An 18,183-nucleotide genomic window follows, 5' to 3' on the forward strand; every position below is an offset into this window, starting at 1 on the left:
ACGATCATGATCGCGTGACACGATGGCGGCGGCGCCAGCGCAGGCCCGTGATCACAAGCGCGACGACCGCGAGCGCGATCGCCGAGGACGCCGCAAAGAAACGTCCACCGGGACGATCGACGGTGCGTGACCACAATGACGGTCCCTCGCCCGGCCGCGCCAGACGAAACGCAACGACGCTGTCGCCGATCGACGTGCCTGCCTCGGAGTGGCCGCCGGCGCCGATCGCGACATATTGCTCCCCCTGCCAGAGATAGGTCATGGGGTTGGCGACGCCCGGGACGGGCAACCGGCCCTGCCACAGCTCCCTGCCGCTCCGCGCATCGAAGGCGCGCAAATAGGCGTCCATCGCTCCGGTGAAGACGAGCCCGCCTGCGGTGACCGCGAGCCCGTTGACGAGCGGCGCGCCCCAGGGCAGCGGCACGCCGAGCGGCGCAAGATCCTCGGTGGTGCCGACCGTCGAGCGCCAGAGGATTTTTCCGGCCTTCAGATCAACCGCGACCATCTCGCCCCATGGCGGCTTGTTGCAGAGCAGGCCGAGCGGCGACGTCACCATGGCGCGCGTCATCGCGAACGGCGTGCCACGCTGCTGGCCGAAATCGTGACCGGGCGGCGGATTGAACCCGAAGGCGTCCGCGCGCGGAATCAGCTTGATGAGATGAACGGCGCGGCTGGTGTTGGCGTAGAGGACCTGGCTGACCGGATCGAAGGCCGCACTGCCCCAGTTCACCCCGCCACCGGTGAACGGAAAAAACAGCGTGCCCTGCACGGAAGGCGGCGTGAACAGGCCCTCATTGTGAGCCGCCGCGAATTGGCGCTCGCAGGACGAGCGACGCAGTGCAGGTATTAGCGAGAGCGCATCGTCGGTCGAGATCGTCTGCGACGTTAGTGGCGGTACATGCGTCGGGAATGGCTGCGTTGGTGATAGCGCTTCACCTTCCGCGCCGCCCTGCGGCACGGCGCGCTCCTCGACGGGCCACACCGGCTTGCCGGTGTCGCGATCGAGCACGAAGACGAAACCCAGCTTGGTCGGCTGGATCACGACGTCGCGCTCGCCATCACCAATGTCGAGGCGCGCCAGCGTCGGTTGCGCCGGCAGATCGTAGTCCCAAACGTCGTGATGCACGGTCTGAAAGGCCCATACGAGGTCGCCGGCCTCAATCTGCAGCGCGACTACCGAATTGGCGTGCTCGTTATTGCCCGGCCGCCTACCGCCCCAGAAATCCGGCGAGGGCGACGACGTCGGCAGGAACACGAATCCGCGCCTGTCGTCGACCGACATCGGCGCCCAGACATTGGCGTGACCGGCTTCGATGCCATCGCGCTTGAGCGGCTCGAAGGTCCAGCGTGGCTGGCCGGTTCGCGCATCGAACGCACGCACCTGGCCGCTCGGCGCGTCGACGCGGCGGTTGTCACCGATTGCAGACCCGACCACGACGACACCGCGGCCGACCGCCGGCGGCGAGGTGATCTGGAATTCGCCCGGCCATTCCAGGGTCATTCCGGTATCGAGCTTGATCTGCCCGCCATTGCCAAAACCGGCACAGGGAACGCCTGTCTTCGCATCGAGCGCGATTAGGCGGACGTCGTTCGTGCCCATGAAGATGCGCGCGCGGCAGGCAGCATCCGGCGGCGCCGTGTCGTCGACCCAATAGGTGACGCCGCGGCAGACATAGCGATTGGCCGGCCGCTGGTTGATCGCGATCTTCGGATCGTAACGCCATTTCTGCACGCCGGTGCCGGGATCGAGCGCGATGACCTCGTTGAAGGGCGTGCAGAAGATCAGGCTGTCTTCGACGAACAGCGGCGTCGCCTGGAATTTGGTTCGCCGCATCAGCTCGGGTGCGCGCGCTGTGAGATCGCCCGTGTGATATTCGAAGGCGCGGACGAGTTGGCCGACATTGCCGGGCGAAATCTCCCGCAATGGCGAGAAGCGCGAGCCGCCGGGATCGCCGCCCCAGCTCTCCCAGGCGAAGCATGGCGGCACGGCAAGCAACAGGAGCGTAACGAATGCGACCGCAGCGCGCAGGTGGATCCGCAACGCCCCGCCCCGTTCTATTTCGGCTTCTTGGTGGGCTCGCCAGGGCGGGCCCCGCCCCACGGATCGTACTTTTCCTTTGGCTCGGGAATGCGCTCGAGCGCAGCCTTGTAGGCCTTTTCGTCGACCTTGGGTTTGGTGTCAGCCGGCTTTGCACCCTCACTGGGCTGGCGCCGGCCCTGCGCCTCCGCCGATCCAGCTGCCAGCGCCAGCACCGCGGCCGCGATGACCAAAATCCTCATCCGTGCAATCCCCCTGATGTGGGATACAAACTAGCCCGCAATCCCGTATTCGCAAATGCCCCGGTTTCCGCGTCTTCAGCAAATTTTGAACGGAGCGGACTTCGCCGGATCGCATTCGTGCCTATCTGTTGGCCCGCAGGGGACCTTCAAGGGATGTTGCGGATCATTGCTCATGCCGCGCTGCTCGCCGGCGCGCTCGCGCTCGGTGCCTGTGGCTTTGCCGACAGCCGCGCGCCGGTGCCGGAGTTCATGCGCATGAACGAGGCCGAGCAGCCGCCGCCCGAGCCGCCCCCGGACGTCAAGCGCCTGGTGCGCGAGCAGATCGACGTCGTCTTCCTCGCCACCTCCTATCCGCGCGAGGTGCACGTCGCCCCGCCTCATCGCGAGGTGCGAGGGCCGGGCTGGACGGCCTGCGTCCGCGCGCAGCTCACCTCCGCGACCGGCACGCCGCTTGGCGCCCAGACCTACATCGTGACCATCAACGGCGGAAAGGTCGTCGACCGCCGGCGGGCGGACGCCGACGACATCTGCGGGACCGAGACTTACGAGCCGATCTAGGAACAAATTGCTGTAACGAAGCTGCGGTTCCGGGAAAAACCAGCATCGCGGACGGGAACGATCACCGCCTCCCCTTCTTGTTACCGCCGAGGGCAGTTTCGAGGAGGACATGATGAGGATGTTGACTATTGCGCTGTTGGCGGGTGTCGGTGCTTTGGCAGCCGCATCGGGTGCGAAGGCTTCCGATATCTATACGAGCAGCGAGTACACCAATCCGGATCTCGTCCAGCAGGTACGACTTGTCTGTGACGACGCTGGCCGCTGCTATCGGACGCGCGGCGGTTCGCGCGTGATCGTGCGGGATTCCTATAACTACATGCCGCGCGAGCGCTATTACGAGCGTCGGACCTATCATCGCGATTGGGATGACGGACCGCGCGCCGGCGTCGGCATTCGCGCACCTGGCGTCAGCGTCGGCGTCGGTGTCGACGACCGCTGGTAATCCATGAACGCTTGATGGCCGGGACCGGACGAGACGACTCGCCCGGTCCCTTCATATCAGGTTTCGTGCGGATCGGCCGGCGTCGTGACGCGCGCCCTGGATGGCAAATGCGCGGTGAACCGCGCAAGCAACATGCCGGCAAACATCGCCGCGACGAAAATGAGGGCGGAGCTCGAGCCAAATCCGAGCGCCGTCAGCGCCGGTCCCGGGCAGAACCCCGCCAATCCCCAGCCAATGCCGAAGATCGCCGGACCAACCACTATTCTCCGATCGACGTCTGCTCGCGTGGGAAGAGAAAATCGCTCGGCGAAAAATGGACGTCCCAGCCTCAGGACGCGATTGAACCCGACGAAAGTCACGGCCACAGCGCCGGCCATCACGAACGCAAGGCTCGGATCCCACGTCCCTGCCGGGATGCCGGCGGCATCGAGGAAATTCAAGACCTTTGCTGGATTCGACATTCCGGAGACGATGAGGCCGACGCCGAAGATCAGGCCGATCGCGAACTGAACGAAAATTGCCATCGCCGTCAGCTCCCGTGCCGCATCACGAAGACGGTCGCCATGCCTGCCGCCATGAAGACGATGGTCGCGACCAGCGAGCGCGCCGACAGCCGCGACAGGCCGCAGACGCCATGGCCGGACGTGCAACCGCTGCCCCACACTGCGCCAAATCCCGTCAGTAATCCCGCAACGATCAGCACCGGCGTTCCCGCCAGTATAGTCTGCTCCGGCAGGCCTCCGGTGGTGAGTCGAACCAGCACGGGCGCGAGGATGAGACCCGCGACGAAGGCGAGCCGGCCGGGGAATTCGCTATCCTCATAAGGCGGGAACAGCCGCGCCGCGATGCCGCTGACCCCGGCGATTCGTCCCGTCGCCCACATTAGAAGCACCGCGGACATTCCGATCAGCGCCCCGCCCAGAAGCGAGGCCAGCGGCGTGAAAGGTGTGGCGATCATCCTGATCCCTCCGGTCGAGCACCCCTCGCCCATCCGCTACAACCGGCGCAGTGCCGCCGGAATGTCAACGAGACGTTAACACGACCGCTCGAATTGACGCAGCATCCCAACGGTATCTTTCCAATCGTTGCGCTAAGCATGGCCGTAACGCGGCCTTGGCCTGCGTGAACGGGGAACGACGGGACGTGGTCGACATCGCGCAGCAGGCAGCGGTCAAGCCGCCATCGGCAAGGGATGCTGTGGCCGCGCGCGCGCTCGTTCCGCTCACCTCCATTGACCCCGGTCAATGGCGCGCGCTCGCGCAGCGGGCGGTCGAGCCGAACGGCTACTACTTGCCCGGCTGGGAGCTTGCCGTCAGCGCAACCGCGCGCGGCCGCAGCTCGGCCTCGGCACTGCCCGCATTCGACGGATCTTCGGCGCGGCTGATCGGACTGATGCCGGTGATCTCGCTGTGGCGCGCCTGGAAGATTCCCTTGCCCGCGCTGGTGAGCGCGCATCCCTATGGCACGCTGTGTAGCCCGCTGATCGACCGCGACGCCCCGATCGAGGCCGCTATGCGTCTGTTGCAGCAGGCGCGCGAGGCGGGAGCCCATGCGCTGGTGCTGAATGACATTGCGCTCGATGGCGCTGCGATGATCGCCCTCAATCAGGTTCTCAATCGCGACGGCCTGAGACCGCGCCTGCTCAGCTCCTACATCCGTGCCAGCCTCGATGCGACGCAAGACGGCGATGCGCTGCTGCGCGAAGCGCTCGGCGCCAGGAAGCTCAAGGAGCTGCGGCGCCAGCGCCATCGGCTCGAAGAAAACGGCGCGGTCGTGTTCGAGGTCGCGCGAGGGCGCGACGAGATCGGGCCCGCGCTGGAAACGTTCCTGCAGCTCGAGGCCAGCGGCTGGAAGGGCAAGCGCGGCACCGCGCTGATCCAGCATGCGGGCGATGCGACCTTCATCCGCCGCGCCGTCGCGGCGCTGGCGGAAACCGCGCAATGCGAGATCATCACGCTGCGCGCCGGCACGACACCGGTCGCCGCCGGCGTCGTGCTGCGCCATCAGGACCGCGCCTTCTTCTTCAAGCTCGGCATCGACGAGCGCTTTGCAAGATATTCGCCGGGCGTGCAGCTCACGCTCGACCTCACTCGCCATCTCTGCGCTGATCCGGCCATTGCCAGCGCGGATTCGATGGCCAGCGCCAACCACCCCATGATCAACCCGATCTGGCGCGGGCGCTTCGCAATCGGCGACGTGCTGGTCCCGCTGCGGCGGAATGATCCGGTCGTCGCGCTCATTCATGCCGCGCTGGCCGGCCTCAACGTCGCGCACCAGGCCGCGCGAGGCGTGGTCCATCGGCTCCGCAAATAAGAGAAAGCTACTCCGCCGCCTGCGCGTTGACCTCCGCCGAGACCTGGCGGATGGCGCGCGCGAGCAGGTTCGGATCCTGCGCGCCGGAGACGGCGTACTTCTGTGCGAACACATAGGTCGGCACGCCGGAGATGCCTTTCTCGGCGGCCTCCTGTGCGTCCGCCGAAACGCGCGCGACATCCTCGTCGGTGGCAAGGCGCTTGCGCACGTCGTCGGTATCGAGGCCAACATCGGCGGCTGCCTGCACCAGCACGTTGACCTCGGTGAGGTCGCCGCCGTCGCGGAAATAGAGCTCCATCAGGCGCTGCTTCATCTCGGGCGCCTTGCCGATCGCCTCGGCCCAGAGGATCAGGCGATGGCAATCGGTCGTGTTGGGCTGACGCGCCACGAGCTCAGGCCGGTAGACGAGCCCCTCCTCGCTTGCGGCCGCGACGACGCGCCCGGCAATGCCCTTATAGGCCTCGACCGAGCCGAACTTCTGGGTGAGATAGTCCTCGCGGCTGATGCCCTCGCGCGGCACCCAGGGATTGAGGAAGAAGGGCCGGAAATTGAGCTTGACCGGAACATCAGGCACGAGCGCCAACGCGCTCTCGATGCGGTGTTTGCCGATATAGCACCAGGGGCACACCACGTCGGAGACGACGTCGATCTGGAGCGGTTTCAGCGTGCTCATGGCGGCGCCTCCTTCGGGCAGTCTACGGGTCCGTCGGAAGATAAGCCGAACCAGAGGCCGCGCAAGGCGCCCATCCCGCATGGCTCACGACTTCACCTCTGCGGTTATTGTAGGAAACGCAACCCGCCCCGATACTCGCTGCACGATCGAACCAGCGGGAGACTGCAATGACAGCCATTTTCAGGCCGGAAGGTCATCAATTTCGGGCTACGGAGCATGCCGGCGGTCCGTGGTCGCCGGACATGTTGCAGGGAAGCGCTACCACCGCGCTGATGGCCCGTGAGGTCGAGCGGCTCGCAACCGAATCGGGCTTTGCGGTGCGGCGCCTGACCTTCGATCTCTGGCGACCGGCAGGCCTGCGCGCCTTCAGGACCACCACTGAACTGCTGCGCGACGGGCGCAAGGCCAAGACCGCGCAAGTGCGGCTGATGGACGGCGAGACCGAGATCGGCCGCTGCACGGCGCTGCTGACGGCGCAGAGCGGAGAATCGCCGGTCGATCCCTTCGCGGCGCCCGCAGCGCTCGACCAGGCGCCCGAGGCAGGCACGCCGCCGCCGGCCTTCGCGCAGAAATGGAGCCGCTATTTCCAGAATGTGTCGGTGCGGCTGATCGAGGGCGCACTGGAGAAGCCGGGTCCGGCCGCCGCCTGGATGCGGCTCGACGCCGCGCTGGTCGAAGGCGAGCCGAACACGCCGCTGCTCCAGGCGGTGCAGGCCGCTGACTTCTCCAGCGGCGTCGCGCAGATGGTCGATATGCGCCAATGGACCTTCATCAATCCCGAGATCAGCCTCTATTTCGTCCGGCCGCCGGAGGGCGAATGGATCCTGATCCGCGCGGCGACGGGCGTCGGCGCCAACGGCGCGGGCCTGACCACGGCGACGCTGAGCGATCGCAACGGTCCGTTTGCCGAGGTGATGCAGGCCCTGAGCTTCGAGCGGCGTGAGGCCGTGCAGGCTCAGGCGTCCTGAGACGCAAGCGCGATCAGCGTCGTCTCGGACCCTGCATCCGTCGGCATGAACATCTCGACACGAAGCTCCTGGAGCGTGACGTCCTGCGGTGTGCCGAGCGTCAGGACCGCACCGATCAGGCCGATGCCGACCTCACCTTTGCGCAGGCGCACCTCGCACAACGGCCCCGGCACGGCCTCGTCCTCGAGTTGAGGCGCCGGCAGCTCCGGCAAGCGCATCAATTCGCGCCAGGTCGATTGCAGGGCATCGTCGAGCGGGGCGGCCATCGCTTCATGACGCGCCCGCGACAACAGCGCTGCCGCGACAATTGGCCAGTTCTCGACGAACGGCTTGAGCTCGTCCGGCGCGAGGAACATGCGCATATGGTTGAGCGGACGCTGCATACGTTCAGAGCCAAGCAGCATCGTCATCAGACGCGAGGCCGCGCGGTTGGCCTGTTTCACGTTCCAGCGCCGGTCGGTGACGATCGCGGGAAATGGCTCGTGACGGCTGAGCAGAAGATCGATGGCACGCCGCGCATCGGCAAGCTCGGGCGCGGCGAGGTCGCGCTCGCCATATTGCCGCGCGAAGCCGCCGGCCTCGAGCAGCGCATTGCGGTCGCGCAGCGACAAATCGAGCGCGGAGGCGAGCTGGAGGAGGATGTCCCGACTGGCCGCCGCCTTGCCGGTCTCGACATGACTGAGATGCTTGACAGAGATGCCGGCCTCGAACGCCAGCTCCGCCTGGCTAAACGCACGGCGCATGCGCCAGGCGCGCAGGAGATTGCCGACCGGATTGGCCGGCCGCAAGGACCGGGACGAGCGTGTATCCATCCGCCGATTATGCGGGCCCTCGTGCACCCTGTAAACGCGGCTAAGAAAGTGTGGCCGCCATCTGCTTCAGCCGCTCGGCAGTGCGCTCGTCCGCCGGGAAGAAGGTCTCCAGCGCCAGCTCCGACAGAGTGATGTCGACGGGCGTGCCGAACACCATGGTGGTGGAAAAGAAGCTCAGGATCTCACCCTGGTGGCGCAGCTTGAACGGGATCGCGACATTGTCGCTCGGCAGCGGCGCCGCACGCGCCGGGATGGGGTAGCTTTTTAGATCGTTATACAACTTGATCAGTTCAGGATCGGCGGTCGCCTCGCATTGCCGGTGCAGCCGCTCGAGCAGATGCCCGCACCATTCCGCAAGATTGACGGTACGCGGCCCCAGCGCCTCGGGATGAAAGGCAAGTCGCAACACGTTCAAGGGCTGGCCGAGCAGATGCTGCGGGATGCCGTCGAGCAGCGGCGCCACCATGCGGTTGGACGAGACCAGGTTCCAATGCCGGTCCACCGCCAGTGCCGGATTGGGCTCATGTGCCTTGAGGACGATGTCGATCGCCTGGCGGGCTGATGTCAAGGCGGGATCCTCCAGCGGGCGCTGCGGGAACGCCGGCGCATAGCCGGCCGCGACCAGCAGCACGTTGCGTTCGCGCAAGGGCACGTCGAGGCGCTCGGCGAGCCTGAGCACCATGTCGCGCGAGGGCGCGGCGCGGCCGGTCTCGACGAAGCTCAAATGGCGCGCGGAGATCTCGGCCTCGCCGGCGAGATCGAGCTGGCTCATGCGGCGGCGCTGCCGCCATTCTCGCAAATGGTCGCCGATATGGACCGGTTGGCTGCGCTCAGTACGTGCCGTGGATGCATGTGCGTTCATGATCGAAAACCTAGCATGCGAATTTCGGCCCTTCCATTACCCGCGAGGTAATCGAATTGAGGCGCGGACGCGCGCATCGTCGGTCGCAACAGGAGATGACCATGATCGCGCTGCTGCTCTACCGGACCATCGCTGACCACGTCTTGCCCTGGGCCATGGCCTTCGCAACCCGGATGCTGGCGGGCAGCCTCAACGTCCCGGAGCCGCTCGTGCATTCGACCGGCGACTATGTCGTCGCGCAGGTCATCGCCTTCGAGCACGGCGTCGGCAGGAGCCTGTGCCCGTTCCGCCTCGCCCGCCTCGTCCGCGCCTGGTGGCGCGGATTGCGGTGATGTCCCTCGACCTCAACCAAGGAGAACCACGATGATCGAAGCGTCCACTTTCCTGCGCCGTGCACTGCTCGCCGATGCCGTCTTCAGCGGCGTCGCCGCGCTGGGTTTCACTTTCGGCGCGAGCACGTTCGCCTCGCTGTTCAACCTTCCCGAAGCGCTGCTGGGTGAGACCGGCCTCTTCCTGATTGCCTACACCGTACTGGTCGGCTGGCTCGCCGCGCGTGCATCTGTTTCCAAGGCGCTCGTGCTGCTGGTCGTGATCGGCAACGCGGCCTGGACGGTCGGCAGCATCGCGCTGCTGCTTTCAGGCGCGGTGTCGCCGAACCTCATGGGCGAGCTGATGGTTGTGGCGCAAGCCATCGCGACCGGCGTGTTCGCGGAGTTGCAATATGTGGGGTTGCGGAGGAGCGCGAGTGCGGTGGCGGCGTGACCTACCGATCACTGCCATTCGGGGCTGGTGCGGCAGCACCAGAGACCCGGAATCTCGAGATTCTCAGGTGCGCAAGGGCGCACCCTAGTTCGCTGCGCACCGCCCCGGAATCTTGGATTCCTACGCCCGCGCGCGGCCGTTCGTCTTGGCGACGGCGTGACCGTTGAGCTGGTTCTTTTTGGGAGCCTTCTTTTTCGCACTCTTGGCGCCCGCCTTCGCGGCCTTGCGCTCGGCCCGCGCCTTCGCCTTGGTGCGTTGGGCCCGCGCCTCGGCGCGCAGCTTCTTGCGCTTCTTCTCGCAGGAATCGCACTTGCAGCCGATCGGCTTCAGATAGGCTTTGAAATAGTCGGTGCCGTAGTCGTAGTTGATCTCGTCGCCCGGCTCGATGTTCTTGATGGCGCGGATGAAGACCTTGCGCTCGCGCGGGCGGACGTCGGACTCGGCGTTGGGCCGGCAGGAATGATTGATGTAACGGGCGAGATTCTTGCGCACCGATCCGTCGATGGTCCAGCGCCCGTTGAGCTCGAACAGATATTTGTTCTCGATCTCGTCGTGCGCCGGAATCCGCGAGTCCAGGATCGGCCCGAAATAGCGGATGATCCGGGTGCCCTTCTTGATCGGCTTGGTGGCAAAGAGGCCGAGCCCTGTCTTGGAACGGCCGACGCGATAAGGTTTGTTCGAGGATATGGCTGGCATGATCAAGAGAACGAGGACGCGAACGGGGCCGGAGCGGCCCAGGCGAGCCGCTCTTCTAGAACGATTCCGCGCCGCTGTCAGGTGCCTGGAGGCGCTTTTGAACCTTGCCCACAGTCAAGACGTCTGATGCTACGAAGTTCCAGCTGCATCGAAGCGTCATCATGATCCGCATCGTCACCACATGCCTATCCGTGTTGCTGATATGCGCCGCCGTCAATTGGGCCTGCGCCGAGGCCGTGGGCGGCATCTACACCTCGACCGCGCCGAAAGATTGCCGCCAGATCGGTAAGCCCAGCGCGCTCGACGGCAGCACCATGCGGGTCTGTCCGGGCAAGTCCGGCCTCGTAGTGCTGATCGCCGAGGATGATCTTCGCGAGGTCGTCTCGGTCGGCCGCAATCGCAAGGAAGCGGCCGAGGAGCCGGCGGCCAAAGTTTGGTTCGCTCCCTTCAATTCATCGGACACGACTGTCGAATGGCGAGCTGCGGGCGCCAAGCCATTTGCGATCATTCAGCGCTGGCACATCGCCGACAGCAGCGATCCCGACAAGCAGGGGCGGCCGAACACCAAAGCCATGCTGGTCGTGACCCGGCTGCCGCCGGGTCCGGTCTGTCACGTCGCCTATGTCGATGCGATCGCGAATCCCACCGCCAATGAGCTCGCGCGCAAGGCCGCCGACGATTTCGCCCGCGGCTTCAGGTGCGGCAAGGACGAGGTCAAGATCATCGGCACAAGAGGCCGCGCCGTCGAGCTCGCGACCATGCGCTAGGTCTTCGCCGGGGGCAAACAGCCGCCAGGCGGCAATTTCGTGGTCACGGGCGACGTCAGCATCGCCTCGAGCAGCCGTTCGGCCGTCGTTCCCTCGGGCAACCTCTCCAGGATATCTTCGAGCCGGCCATCGAGCAGCAGCATGGTGAAGCCGTGCACCAGCGACCAGGCCCGCGCGATCGCCGCGCCCTGGTTCAAGGTCAGCGCATCGCCGCTGATCTGCTCCTGGCGCATCATGCCGACGGCATTGGCGAGCCCGGCAAAGGAGGCTTCGGCCGCCTCGCGCAGCGAGGGCCTGGAATAATCGAGCCGCTCGGTGCGAAACATGATGCCGTACATGCCGGGATGCGCCTGCGCATAGGCAACATAGGCTTTCGGCCGCGCCAGTGCGTGTTCAAGCGGCGTGGACGCGGCATCGGATGAAGCTGCCATCGCCGCGTTGAATTGGCGGAAGCCGACCGCCGCGAGCTCGCTGAGCAGGCCCGTGAGGTCTCCGAAATGATGGGTGGGAGCGGCGTGCGAGACGCCCGCCTCGCGTGCCACCGCGCGCAATGTCAGGCCGGCAAGCCCGTCGCGCTCCAGCACCCGTTCGGCGGCCTCGAGCAACGCCTCCCGCAGAGCGCCGTGATGATAGGGTGTCTCAGCCTTCGCAACTGCCGGGCGCCGCGCGAGACGCGGCAAGACGTGCGAGGTCGACGATGTCTTCTTCGGGGGGCGTAGGCCGCGCGCCGCCCTGGTTTCGCTTTTGCCCATGCTCAAGCTATAAGGCGCCATATTGACAGTGTAAAGATTTCCCTTGACCGCAACGACAATCGGCACTATCTGATCTTTACGATGTAAAGATAGGGAAGGATACGCCGTGCAGCAGGACGTCGTCACCGAGCAGCGCAACAATATCGCGCCAATTCCCTTCGAAGCCGACGCGGCGTACCTCAAGCTCATCGGCGAATTGCCGCGCGAGTTGAACGGCACGCTCTATCGCAACGGCCCCAATCCGCAGTTCTCGTCGCCCGGTGCGCACTGGTTTGTGGGCGACGGCATGCTGCACGCCTTCCACCTCGAGAACGCACGCGCGAGCTACCGCAACCGCTGGGTCCGCACGCCGAAATGGCTGGCCGAGCACGACGCCGGCCGCGCTTTGTTCGGCGGCTTCGGCCGCAAGCTGCCGGATGCCCCGGCGGATCTCTCTGACGGCGGCGTCGCCAACACCAACATCATCTTCCATGCCGGCAAGCTGCTGGCGCTGGAAGAAGCACACCTGCCGACCGAGATCGAGCCGGGTACGCTGGCAACGCGCGGCTATCACAACTACCAAGGCCGCATCGCCGGCAGCTTCACGGCGCATCCGAAGATCGATCCTGTGACCGGCGAACTCGTATTCTTCGGGTACAATGCGGCGGGACCGCTGACCCCTGCCCTCTCCTACGGAGCGATCGATGCGTCAGGACGGGCGACGCGCTTCGAGCGTTTCGAGGCGCCCTATGCCAGCATGGTGCACGACTTCATCGTTACCGCGAACCATGTGCTGTTTCCGATCCTCCCCATCACCGGCAGCATGGAACGCGCGATGAGCGGACGACCGCCCTATGCCTGGGAGCCGGACAAGGGCGCCTATGTCGGCGTGATGAAGCGCAACGGTACGGCAAAGGATATCGTCTGGTTTCGAGCTGAGGCCTGCTACGTCTTCCACGTCATGAATGCGTGGGAGGACGATCAGCGCATCATCGCCGACGTCATGCAGTTCGAGGAGCCGCCGTTGTTTCCGCGTCCCGACGGTCGGCCGACAGATCCGGAGAAGTCGCGCGCCCGCCACTGCCGTTGGACGTTCGATCTTTCGGGAAAAACCGACCGCTTCCAGCAGACTTATCTCGACGATCTCACCGGCGAATTCCCCCGCATCGACGATCGCCGCGCCGGACTGAAGAGCCGCCACGGCTGGTATGCCTGCGCCAATCCGCGGCTGCCGATGTTCGACGCGCTCTCAGGCATCGTCCATGTCGACGGCAGCGGTAGACGGCTCGGCCATTATCTGCTGCCGGCCGGCGACACCATCTCCGAGCCGGTGTTCGTCGAACGATCGAAGGATGCGGCCGAGGGCGACGGCTGGCTGCTCGCATTGGTCTGGCGCGCGCGAGAGAACCGCAGCGACCTCGCCGTGTTCAACGCCACCGATGTCGAGGCCGGTCCCGTCGCGCTTGTCCAGCTCGGCCACCGCGTGCCCGACGGCTTTCACGGCAATTGGGTTGGGGCGGCGTAACGCCCTCCTCGTCATTCCGGGCGCGCACTCGGCGAGGCCGGCATGACGGCGCGGATGCATCACCAAGAGGTTCCACATGCACGTGCCCTCGATCACAGCAGCCTGCCTCGCCGTTCTCGCTCTCTCCTGCGCCGCGCTCGCATTCGAGATGATCCGGCTGAAGCGAAGCAGCCATACCATCTTCAACGGCGGCATCTTGCTCGCCGCGGCTCTTTTGAGCGCCGCAGCGGCGCCGATCCTGTCGCGCCTCCCCTGGGCGGAATTGGCCGAGGAGGCGTCCGAACAAGCCACTGCAGCAATTCATCTTCTAGAGGCCGCCTTCGTCATTTTGACACTGTAAAGATTTCGCTTGACCCAATTTTCGCGTTCGGCTACGTATCTTGACGTTGTAAAGATTCGGCCTGACGAGGTGGCATATGGCGATTTTCCTGATCCTCGCGCCCTACGCCGTCTTCGCGTTGCTGATGCTGGTGACCTCGGCGACGATCAGCGTGTTCGCGGCCTCCGCGATCTGCCTCGCCACCGTTGCAATCGATGTCGCGCGCGGCCGCTCGGTGAAGATCCTGGCTGCAGGCTCGGCGACCGTGTTCGCCGCAATCGGCCTCTATCTCGCGCTGGTCGATCCCGGGCTCGGCACGCTCGGGGTCAAGCTGTCGGTCGATATCGGCATCTTCGTCATTTCACTCGGCTCGATGCTGGCCCGCCGTCCCTTCACACTGCAATATGCGCTTGAATCGGTCCCGGCCGAAACCGCGGCAATCCCTGGCTTCCTTTACGCCAATTACGTCATAACCGGCGCCTGGACCGCAGCCGCGCTGTTGATGGCCGGCGCCAATCTCGTGCTGCTCTACGTCCCCGGGCTGCCGCTCTGGTCGAGTGTTGCGGTCGCCTTCGCCGCCCGCAACAGCGCAATCTACTTCACAAAGTGGTATCCCGAGTATCGCCAGATCAAGTACGGTACGCCCGCCCGCGCATTGCCCAGCGCCCGCTGAACAGGATCGACGATGAAGGACGTATTCGCTCGCCTCGCCTCCGACCTCTTTTCCGCCATCGTCTTCCTCGCCGTCTACCTCATCACCGATAACGTCATCCTGGCGACATCGGTGGCGATCGCCGGCGCGATCGCGCAGGTGATCTATGCCCGCGTCAAGGGGCAGCAGCTCAACTACATGACTTATGCGAGCCTCGCGCTCGTTGTTGGACTGGGCGCGATCACACTCTTGACCAATGATCCCCGCTTCATGCTGGCAAAGCCTGCGATCGCGCATTTCGCGATCGGACTCATCATGCTCAAGCGCGGCTGGATGCTGCGCTACATGCCGCCGATCGTCGTCGAGACCGTTCCGGAATATGTGACGGCTGCGGGCTATGCCTGGGCGGTGCTGATGTTCGCGATCGGCGTCGGCGTGATCGCCGTCGCCTCGACCGGCGATCTGAAGCTGTGGGCGTTCTATCTCACCGTCGTCGCGGGCGGCGCCAAGATCCTGGCATTTGCCGTGCAATACGTCGTTCTGCGCCTCATCGTCACCAGCCGCCGGCGCGCCGCTGCCCGCGCCTAATTGCCCCATCGGAGCGTTAGGCAGGAGCTGCGAGTTGGGTTATAGGCTCGCCACAGGACTGGCCGCGGATCGTCGCGGCCCGCCGGGATTTGTTCGGGAGACGGGAATGGCCGTGGACGGCAACTGGAATCTGACCATGACGACGCCGATGGGCGAGCGCCAGGCGACGCTCAGCCTGAAGGCCGCGGGCGGCACGCTCACGGGCACGCAGGGTGCGGAAGGTAGTACCGCCGAGATTTTCGACGGCAACGTCAGCGGCGACAACGTCTCCTGGAAGGTCTCGATCACCAATCCGATGCCGCTCACGCTCGAATTCACCGGCACCGTCTCGGGCGACAGCATCAGTGGCGAGATGGGCATCGGCCCGATGGGTAGCTTCCCGTTTACGGGCACGCGCGCTTAAGGCCGGTCTGCCGTCCGCTGACAGCGACAGGGCGCGCCTAAGCTTTCCGCATCGTCATGGCCGGGACTGCCTCGGCCATTCACGTGCTCGCGGCAGCAAGAAAGATCCGTGCAATCCCGGGCATCACGGACTTCCGTAAGGGCACATGCACGCTCACGAGCGCGCAAGCAGGGTGAAGCCGCTAGCCCAAATTCAATTCCTTGAAGAAATCATTCCCCTTGTCGTCGATGATGATGAACGCCGGGAAGTCGACGACTTCGATGCGCCAGATCGCTTCCATGCCGAGCTCGGGATATTCGAGCACCTCGACCTTCTTGATGCAGTGCTCGGCAAGGTTCGCCGCGGCCCCGCCGATCGAGCCGAGATAGAAGCCACCATATTTCTTGCAGGCCTCGCGCACGGCCGGAGCACGGTTGCCTTTCGCCACCATCACCATCGAACCGCCCGCAGCTTGGAATTGGTCGACGAAGGAATCCATGCGGCCTGCGGTGGTCGGGCCGAACGCGCCGGAGGCATAGCCTTCGGGCGTCTTGGCTGGTCCGGCGTAATAGACCGGATGGTTCTTGAAATAGTCCGGCAGCGGCTCGCCCCTCTCCAGCCGCTCGCGCAGCTTGGCATGCGCGGAATCGCGCGCGACGATCATGGTGCCGGTCATCGAGACCCGCGTCTTGATCGGGTACTTGGAGAACGTCGCCAGAATGTCCTTCATGGGCTGGTTGAGATCGATCTTGACGACCTCGCCGCCGAGCGACTGCTCCACCTGCGGCAGGTATTGCGCCGGGTTGTGCTCGAGCTCCTCGAGATAAACGCCATCCTTCGTGATCTTGCCGAGCACCTGGCGGTCGGCCGAGCAGGACACGCCAAGCCCGATCGGCAGCGAAGCGCCATGACGCGGCATCCGGATCACGCGCACGTCGTGGCAGAAATATTTTCCGCCGAACTGCGCGCCCACCCCCAAGCTTTGCGTCATCTTGTGGATTTCCTTCTCCATCTCGACGTCCCGGAAGGCATTTCCGTCGGGCGAGCCGTGGGTCGGCAGCGCGTCGAGATAGCGGGCGGAGGCGAGCTTCACCGTCTTCATGCAGAGCTCGGCCGAGGTGCCGCCGATCACGATGGCGAGGTGATAGGGCGGGCACGCCGCGGTGCCGAGCGTCAGGATCTTTTCCTTCAGAAACGCGAGGAGCCGGTCCTTGGTCAGGACGGACGGCGTGGCCTGGAACAGAAAACTTTTGTTGGCGGAGCCGCCGCCCTTTGCCATGAACATGAACTTGTAGGCGTCGTCACCCTCGGCGTAGATCTCGCACTGCGCCGGCATGTTGTTGGCGGTGTTCTTCTCTTCAAACATCGAGAGCGGGGCGACCTGCGAGTAGCGCAGATTGCGGCGCAAGTAAGCATCGCGCGCGCCCTCCGACAGCGCCGCCTCGTCGTCACCGTCGGTGATGACGTTGCAGCCCTTCTTGCCCATAATGATCGCGGTGCCGGTGTCCTGGCACATCGGCAGCACGCCGCCCGCGGCAATGTTGGCGTTTTTCAAAAAGTCGAGGGCAACGAACTTGTCGTTCGGGCTCGCCTCGCCGTCCTCCAGGATCGCGCGAAGCTGCTTCAGATGGCCCGGCCGCAGGTAATGGTTGATGTCGCCGAAAGCGGCCTCCGACAGCGCCCGCAGCGCCTCGCGCGAAACCACCAGCATGTCCTTGCCCAGAACCTTCTCAACCCTGATACCCTCGGACGAGATCTTCTTGTAGGGCGTCTCGTCCTTGCCCAGCGGGAACAGCGGGGTGTGCTTGTAGGGCGGCACGGGTTTTGACTCGTCGGGAAAGGCAGTGGGAGCGTTCATAGCGGATCTCGGGGTTTGTGGCCTCATAGGCCCTCGGCATAGAGGCGTTCTAAGCCCATTTTGGACGGAAAAGAAAGGGACCGGGGCGCATGGGAGAGGGTGGCTAGGGGCTCGGGAAGGCATTGGCACAGCACGTGGAAAGGCCGGCGCCCACCCTTGCGCTTCGCGCCCGCCGACGCTTGAATGCACGCCGCAAGGGGCTTTTCATCATGACATTGAACTTGAACCTCCGCGGCGCGATCCTGGTCGCCGCCTCCATCACCGGCCTTGTGGCTCTCACCTTCCCCGCGCGCGCCGACCGCTGCGACGACAGCGCCAAGGAGCTGGCGAACCAGATCGATCGACTTAAGGTGAATTTCCGGGCCGCCAACATCGTCTATTTGACGCACCCGGCGGCCAAGGACCTGTCCGTTGGCTGCCGCGGCGACAAATATTCGATCGAGCTCTATGCCAAGGGCGATCGCAAGCCCAAGCCAGAGTTCTATGCGCTGGTGGGGTCGATGGCGGCGATCGTCTTCACCGTGACGAAGGACGACACCACCACGGGCGCGACACGCTGCCTGAAGCGGATGGGCCTGTTGCGCGGCGACAAGATCAGCATGCGCTACCGGCGGCTCAACATGGAATGCAGCCGCACCAAGTCGGACGCGTCCATCGCGATCACGCGCGGCAAGGACGAATAGGCGGAGCCTTGCACGCTCTTGCCCGCGGCGCGAGCATCACGATGTTGCTCGCCACACGTCGTCATTGCTGTGCATGTTCACTAATTCGCTGATTGGATCGCTCCAGCGGAGGACGATCCGATGCGCGACAACAGCTATGACTGGACGATTGAGCGCAACTATCTGCAGAAGTGGCGTTTTCTGATCCCGGAGTATGAGGCGGTGAAGGCTGGCCGATCGCCATTGTTCAACCGGGTCGGCGACTTCTATCGGCACCACGGGACCTGCTCGCAGACCTTCCGCAAGTATTACAATCGCTATCTGCAGAGCGGC

24 protein-coding genes are annotated in these 18,183 nt (G+C 65.0%); 14 read left to right on the top strand and 10 right to left on the bottom strand.

Annotation, left to right across the window (positions count from 1 at the left end; translation table 11 throughout):
• Positions 1 to 4: 4 nt before the first annotated feature.
• Both IVA78_RS27085 and IVA78_RS27090 read right to left on the bottom strand, forming a co-directional pair.
• The gene (locus IVA78_RS27085) at positions 5 to 1,999 is read right to left on the bottom strand and encodes a pyrroloquinoline quinone-dependent dehydrogenase (RefSeq protein ID WP_247418802.1); all 1,995 of its coding nucleotides are present in this window, start codon (positions 1,997 to 1,999) and stop codon (positions 5 to 7) included.
• A gap of 56 nt (positions 2,000 to 2,055) precedes the next feature.
• On the bottom strand, positions 2,056 to 2,280 hold the full coding sequence (locus IVA78_RS27090) for a hypothetical protein (RefSeq protein WP_247280661.1): 225 nt from the start codon (positions 2,278 to 2,280) through the stop codon (positions 2,056 to 2,058).
• A 153-nt stretch (positions 2,281 to 2,433) separates the two neighbouring features.
• Here IVA78_RS27090 and IVA78_RS27095 point away from each other — a divergent pair, with 153 nt between their 5' ends.
• Together IVA78_RS27095 and IVA78_RS27100 are read left to right on the top strand one after the other, a co-directional pair.
• A complete protein-coding gene (locus IVA78_RS27095) occupies positions 2,434 to 2,838 on the top strand; it encodes a hypothetical protein (protein WP_247418750.1) in 405 nt (134 codons plus the stop codon).
• A 109-nt stretch (positions 2,839 to 2,947) separates the two neighbouring features.
• Positions 2,948 to 3,280, top strand: coding sequence for a hypothetical protein (locus tag IVA78_RS27100; protein WP_247280659.1), 333 nt, complete (start codon positions 2,948 to 2,950; stop codon positions 3,278 to 3,280).
• Between the two features lie 56 nt (positions 3,281 to 3,336).
• Here IVA78_RS27100 and IVA78_RS27105 read toward each other — a convergent pair whose 3' ends face one another.
• Positions 3,337 to 3,804 carry a YeeE/YedE family protein gene (locus IVA78_RS27105; protein WP_247451530.1) on the bottom strand — a complete coding sequence of 156 codons (468 nt, stop codon included), beginning with the start codon at positions 3,802 to 3,804 and terminating at the stop codon, positions 3,337 to 3,339.
• Positions 3,805 to 3,809: 5 nt separating this feature from the next.
• Positions 3,810 to 4,238, bottom strand: a complete 429-nt coding sequence (locus tag IVA78_RS27110) for a YeeE/YedE family protein (protein WP_247418748.1) — start codon at positions 4,236 to 4,238, stop codon at positions 3,810 to 3,812.
• A gap of 185 nt (positions 4,239 to 4,423) precedes the next feature.
• Between IVA78_RS27110 and IVA78_RS27115 the strand changes: the two genes are divergently transcribed.
• The gene (locus tag IVA78_RS27115) at positions 4,424 to 5,593 is read left to right on the top strand and encodes a GNAT family N-acetyltransferase (protein ID WP_247280656.1); all 1,170 of its coding nucleotides are present in this window, start codon (positions 4,424 to 4,426) and stop codon (positions 5,591 to 5,593) included.
• A 7-nt stretch (positions 5,594 to 5,600) separates the two neighbouring features.
• On the opposite strand, the gene IVA78_RS27120 is transcribed toward IVA78_RS27115, so the two are convergent.
• Positions 5,601 to 6,266: a DsbA family oxidoreductase gene (locus tag IVA78_RS27120; protein WP_247418746.1), complete on the bottom strand. Its 666-nt coding sequence runs from the start codon at positions 6,264 to 6,266 to the stop codon at positions 5,601 to 5,603.
• A gap of 167 nt (positions 6,267 to 6,433) precedes the next feature.
• Here IVA78_RS27120 and IVA78_RS27125 point away from each other — a divergent pair, with 167 nt between their 5' ends.
• The gene (locus IVA78_RS27125; protein WP_247418744.1) at positions 6,434 to 7,234 is read left to right on the top strand and encodes a thioesterase family protein; all 801 of its coding nucleotides are present in this window, start codon (positions 6,434 to 6,436) and stop codon (positions 7,232 to 7,234) included.
• Here the strand turns inward: IVA78_RS27125 and IVA78_RS27130 are convergent.
• Both IVA78_RS27130 and IVA78_RS27135 read right to left on the bottom strand, forming a co-directional pair.
• Positions 7,222 to 8,046, bottom strand: a complete 825-nt coding sequence (locus IVA78_RS27130; RefSeq protein ID WP_247418733.1) for a helix-turn-helix transcriptional regulator — start codon at positions 8,044 to 8,046, stop codon at positions 7,222 to 7,224. The genes IVA78_RS27125 and IVA78_RS27130 overlap by 13 nt on opposite strands.
• Before the next feature lie 40 nt (positions 8,047 to 8,086).
• Positions 8,087 to 8,908: a helix-turn-helix transcriptional regulator gene (locus IVA78_RS27135; protein WP_247418731.1), complete on the bottom strand. Its 822-nt coding sequence runs from the start codon at positions 8,906 to 8,908 to the stop codon at positions 8,087 to 8,089.
• Positions 8,909 to 9,009: 101 nt separating this feature from the next.
• On the opposite strand from IVA78_RS27135, the gene IVA78_RS27140 reads away from it, so the two are divergent.
• Entirely contained in the window at positions 9,010 to 9,240 is a 231-nt protein-coding gene (locus IVA78_RS27140) for a hypothetical protein (protein WP_247418730.1), read from the top strand.
• Positions 9,241 to 9,271: 31 nt separating this feature from the next.
• Entirely contained in the window at positions 9,272 to 9,670 is a 399-nt protein-coding gene (locus IVA78_RS27145; RefSeq protein ID WP_247280650.1) for a hypothetical protein, read from the top strand.
• A gap of 120 nt (positions 9,671 to 9,790) precedes the next feature.
• Here IVA78_RS27145 and IVA78_RS27150 read toward each other — a convergent pair whose 3' ends face one another.
• Positions 9,791 to 10,366, bottom strand: coding sequence for an SET domain-containing protein (locus IVA78_RS27150; protein WP_247280649.1), 576 nt, complete (start codon positions 10,364 to 10,366; stop codon positions 9,791 to 9,793).
• Positions 10,367 to 10,527: 161 nt separating this feature from the next.
• On the opposite strand from IVA78_RS27150, the gene IVA78_RS27155 reads away from it, so the two are divergent.
• Positions 10,528 to 11,133, top strand: coding sequence for a hypothetical protein (locus IVA78_RS27155; protein WP_247468711.1), 606 nt, complete (start codon positions 10,528 to 10,530; stop codon positions 11,131 to 11,133).
• Here IVA78_RS27155 and IVA78_RS27160 read toward each other — a convergent pair.
• Positions 11,130 to 11,885: a TetR-like C-terminal domain-containing protein gene (locus IVA78_RS27160; protein ID WP_247280761.1), complete on the bottom strand. Its 756-nt coding sequence runs from the start codon at positions 11,883 to 11,885 to the stop codon at positions 11,130 to 11,132. The genes IVA78_RS27155 and IVA78_RS27160 overlap by 4 nt on opposite strands.
• 106 nt (positions 11,886 to 11,991) lie before the next feature.
• Between IVA78_RS27160 and IVA78_RS27165 the strand changes: the two genes are divergently transcribed.
• The 5 genes from IVA78_RS27165 to IVA78_RS27185 all read left to right on the top strand — a co-directional run bounded on the left by IVA78_RS27165 (position 11,992) and on the right by IVA78_RS27185 (position 15,351).
• Positions 11,992 to 13,389 carry a carotenoid oxygenase family protein gene (locus tag IVA78_RS27165; protein WP_247418728.1) on the top strand — a complete coding sequence of 466 codons (1,398 nt, stop codon included), beginning with the start codon at positions 11,992 to 11,994 and terminating at the stop codon, positions 13,387 to 13,389.
• A gap of 148 nt (positions 13,390 to 13,537) precedes the next feature.
• Positions 13,538 to 13,729: a hypothetical protein gene (locus IVA78_RS27170; protein ID WP_346275317.1), complete on the top strand. Its 192-nt coding sequence runs from the start codon at positions 13,538 to 13,540 to the stop codon at positions 13,727 to 13,729.
• A gap of 76 nt (positions 13,730 to 13,805) precedes the next feature.
• Positions 13,806 to 14,381, top strand: a complete 576-nt coding sequence (locus tag IVA78_RS27175; RefSeq protein ID WP_247280645.1) for a hypothetical protein — start codon at positions 13,806 to 13,808, stop codon at positions 14,379 to 14,381.
• Between the two features lie 12 nt (positions 14,382 to 14,393).
• Positions 14,394 to 14,948: a septation protein IspZ gene (locus IVA78_RS27180; protein WP_247280644.1), complete on the top strand. Its 555-nt coding sequence runs from the start codon at positions 14,394 to 14,396 to the stop codon at positions 14,946 to 14,948.
• Positions 14,949 to 15,054: 106 nt separating this feature from the next.
• Entirely contained in the window at positions 15,055 to 15,351 is a 297-nt protein-coding gene (locus tag IVA78_RS27185; protein WP_247280643.1) for a hypothetical protein, read from the top strand.
• Positions 15,352 to 15,532: 181 nt separating this feature from the next.
• Here IVA78_RS27185 and IVA78_RS27190 read toward each other — a convergent pair whose 3' ends face one another.
• Positions 15,533 to 17,188 carry a fumarate hydratase gene (locus IVA78_RS27190; RefSeq protein ID WP_247280642.1) on the bottom strand — a complete coding sequence of 552 codons (1,656 nt, stop codon included), beginning with the start codon at positions 17,186 to 17,188 and terminating at the stop codon, positions 15,533 to 15,535.
• A 209-nt stretch (positions 17,189 to 17,397) separates the two neighbouring features.
• Between IVA78_RS27190 and IVA78_RS27195 the strand changes: the two genes are divergently transcribed.
• On the top strand, positions 17,398 to 17,871 hold the full coding sequence (locus IVA78_RS27195; protein WP_247468713.1) for a hypothetical protein: 474 nt from the start codon (positions 17,398 to 17,400) through the stop codon (positions 17,869 to 17,871).
• A gap of 120 nt (positions 17,872 to 17,991) precedes the next feature.
• A partial coding sequence (locus IVA78_RS27200; protein ID WP_247468715.1) for a hypothetical protein occupies positions 17,992 to 18,183 on the top strand: 192 nt, incomplete at its 3' end.

Source organism: Bradyrhizobium sp. 137, assembly GCF_023074095.1.
Classification (GTDB): Bacteria; Pseudomonadota; Alphaproteobacteria; order Rhizobiales; family Xanthobacteraceae; genus Bradyrhizobium.

Coding starts and splice junctions, on each gene's coding strand:
- IVA78_RS27090 (WP_247280661.1), bottom strand. CDS start 2,280: ATGAGGATTTTGGTCATCGCGGCCGCGGTGCTGGCGCTGGCAGCTGGA.
- IVA78_RS27095 (WP_247418750.1), top strand. CDS start 2,434: ATGTTGCGGATCATTGCTCATGCCGCGCTGCTCGCCGGCGCGCTCGCG.
- IVA78_RS27100 (WP_247280659.1), top strand. CDS start 2,948: ATGATGAGGATGTTGACTATTGCGCTGTTGGCGGGTGTCGGTGCTTTG.
- IVA78_RS27105 (WP_247451530.1), bottom strand. CDS start 3,804: ATGGCAATTTTCGTTCAGTTCGCGATCGGCCTGATCTTCGGCGTCGGC.
- IVA78_RS27110 (WP_247418748.1), bottom strand. CDS start 4,238: ATGATCGCCACACCTTTCACGCCGCTGGCCTCGCTTCTGGGCGGGGCG.
- IVA78_RS27120 (WP_247418746.1), bottom strand. CDS start 6,266: ATGAGCACGCTGAAACCGCTCCAGATCGACGTCGTCTCCGACGTGGTG.
- IVA78_RS27125 (WP_247418744.1), top strand. CDS start 6,434: ATGACAGCCATTTTCAGGCCGGAAGGTCATCAATTTCGGGCTACGGAG.
- IVA78_RS27130 (WP_247418733.1), bottom strand. CDS start 8,046: ATGGATACACGCTCGTCCCGGTCCTTGCGGCCGGCCAATCCGGTCGGC.
- IVA78_RS27135 (WP_247418731.1), bottom strand. CDS start 8,908: ATGAACGCACATGCATCCACGGCACGTACTGAGCGCAGCCAACCGGTC.
- IVA78_RS27140 (WP_247418730.1), top strand. CDS start 9,010: ATGATCGCGCTGCTGCTCTACCGGACCATCGCTGACCACGTCTTGCCC.
- IVA78_RS27145 (WP_247280650.1), top strand. CDS start 9,272: ATGATCGAAGCGTCCACTTTCCTGCGCCGTGCACTGCTCGCCGATGCC.
- IVA78_RS27150 (WP_247280649.1), bottom strand. CDS start 10,366: ATGCCAGCCATATCCTCGAACAAACCTTATCGCGTCGGCCGTTCCAAG.
- IVA78_RS27155 (WP_247468711.1), top strand. CDS start 10,528: ATGATCCGCATCGTCACCACATGCCTATCCGTGTTGCTGATATGCGCC.
- IVA78_RS27160 (WP_247280761.1), bottom strand. CDS start 11,885: ATGGGCAAAAGCGAAACCAGGGCGGCGCGCGGCCTACGCCCCCCGAAG.
- IVA78_RS27170 (WP_346275317.1), top strand. CDS start 13,538: ATGATCCGGCTGAAGCGAAGCAGCCATACCATCTTCAACGGCGGCATC.
- IVA78_RS27175 (WP_247280645.1), top strand. CDS start 13,806: ATGGCGATTTTCCTGATCCTCGCGCCCTACGCCGTCTTCGCGTTGCTG.
- IVA78_RS27180 (WP_247280644.1), top strand. CDS start 14,394: ATGAAGGACGTATTCGCTCGCCTCGCCTCCGACCTCTTTTCCGCCATC.
- IVA78_RS27185 (WP_247280643.1), top strand. CDS start 15,055: ATGGCCGTGGACGGCAACTGGAATCTGACCATGACGACGCCGATGGGC.
- IVA78_RS27190 (WP_247280642.1), bottom strand. CDS start 17,188: ATGAACGCTCCCACTGCCTTTCCCGACGAGTCAAAACCCGTGCCGCCC.
- IVA78_RS27195 (WP_247468713.1), top strand. CDS start 17,398: ATGACATTGAACTTGAACCTCCGCGGCGCGATCCTGGTCGCCGCCTCC.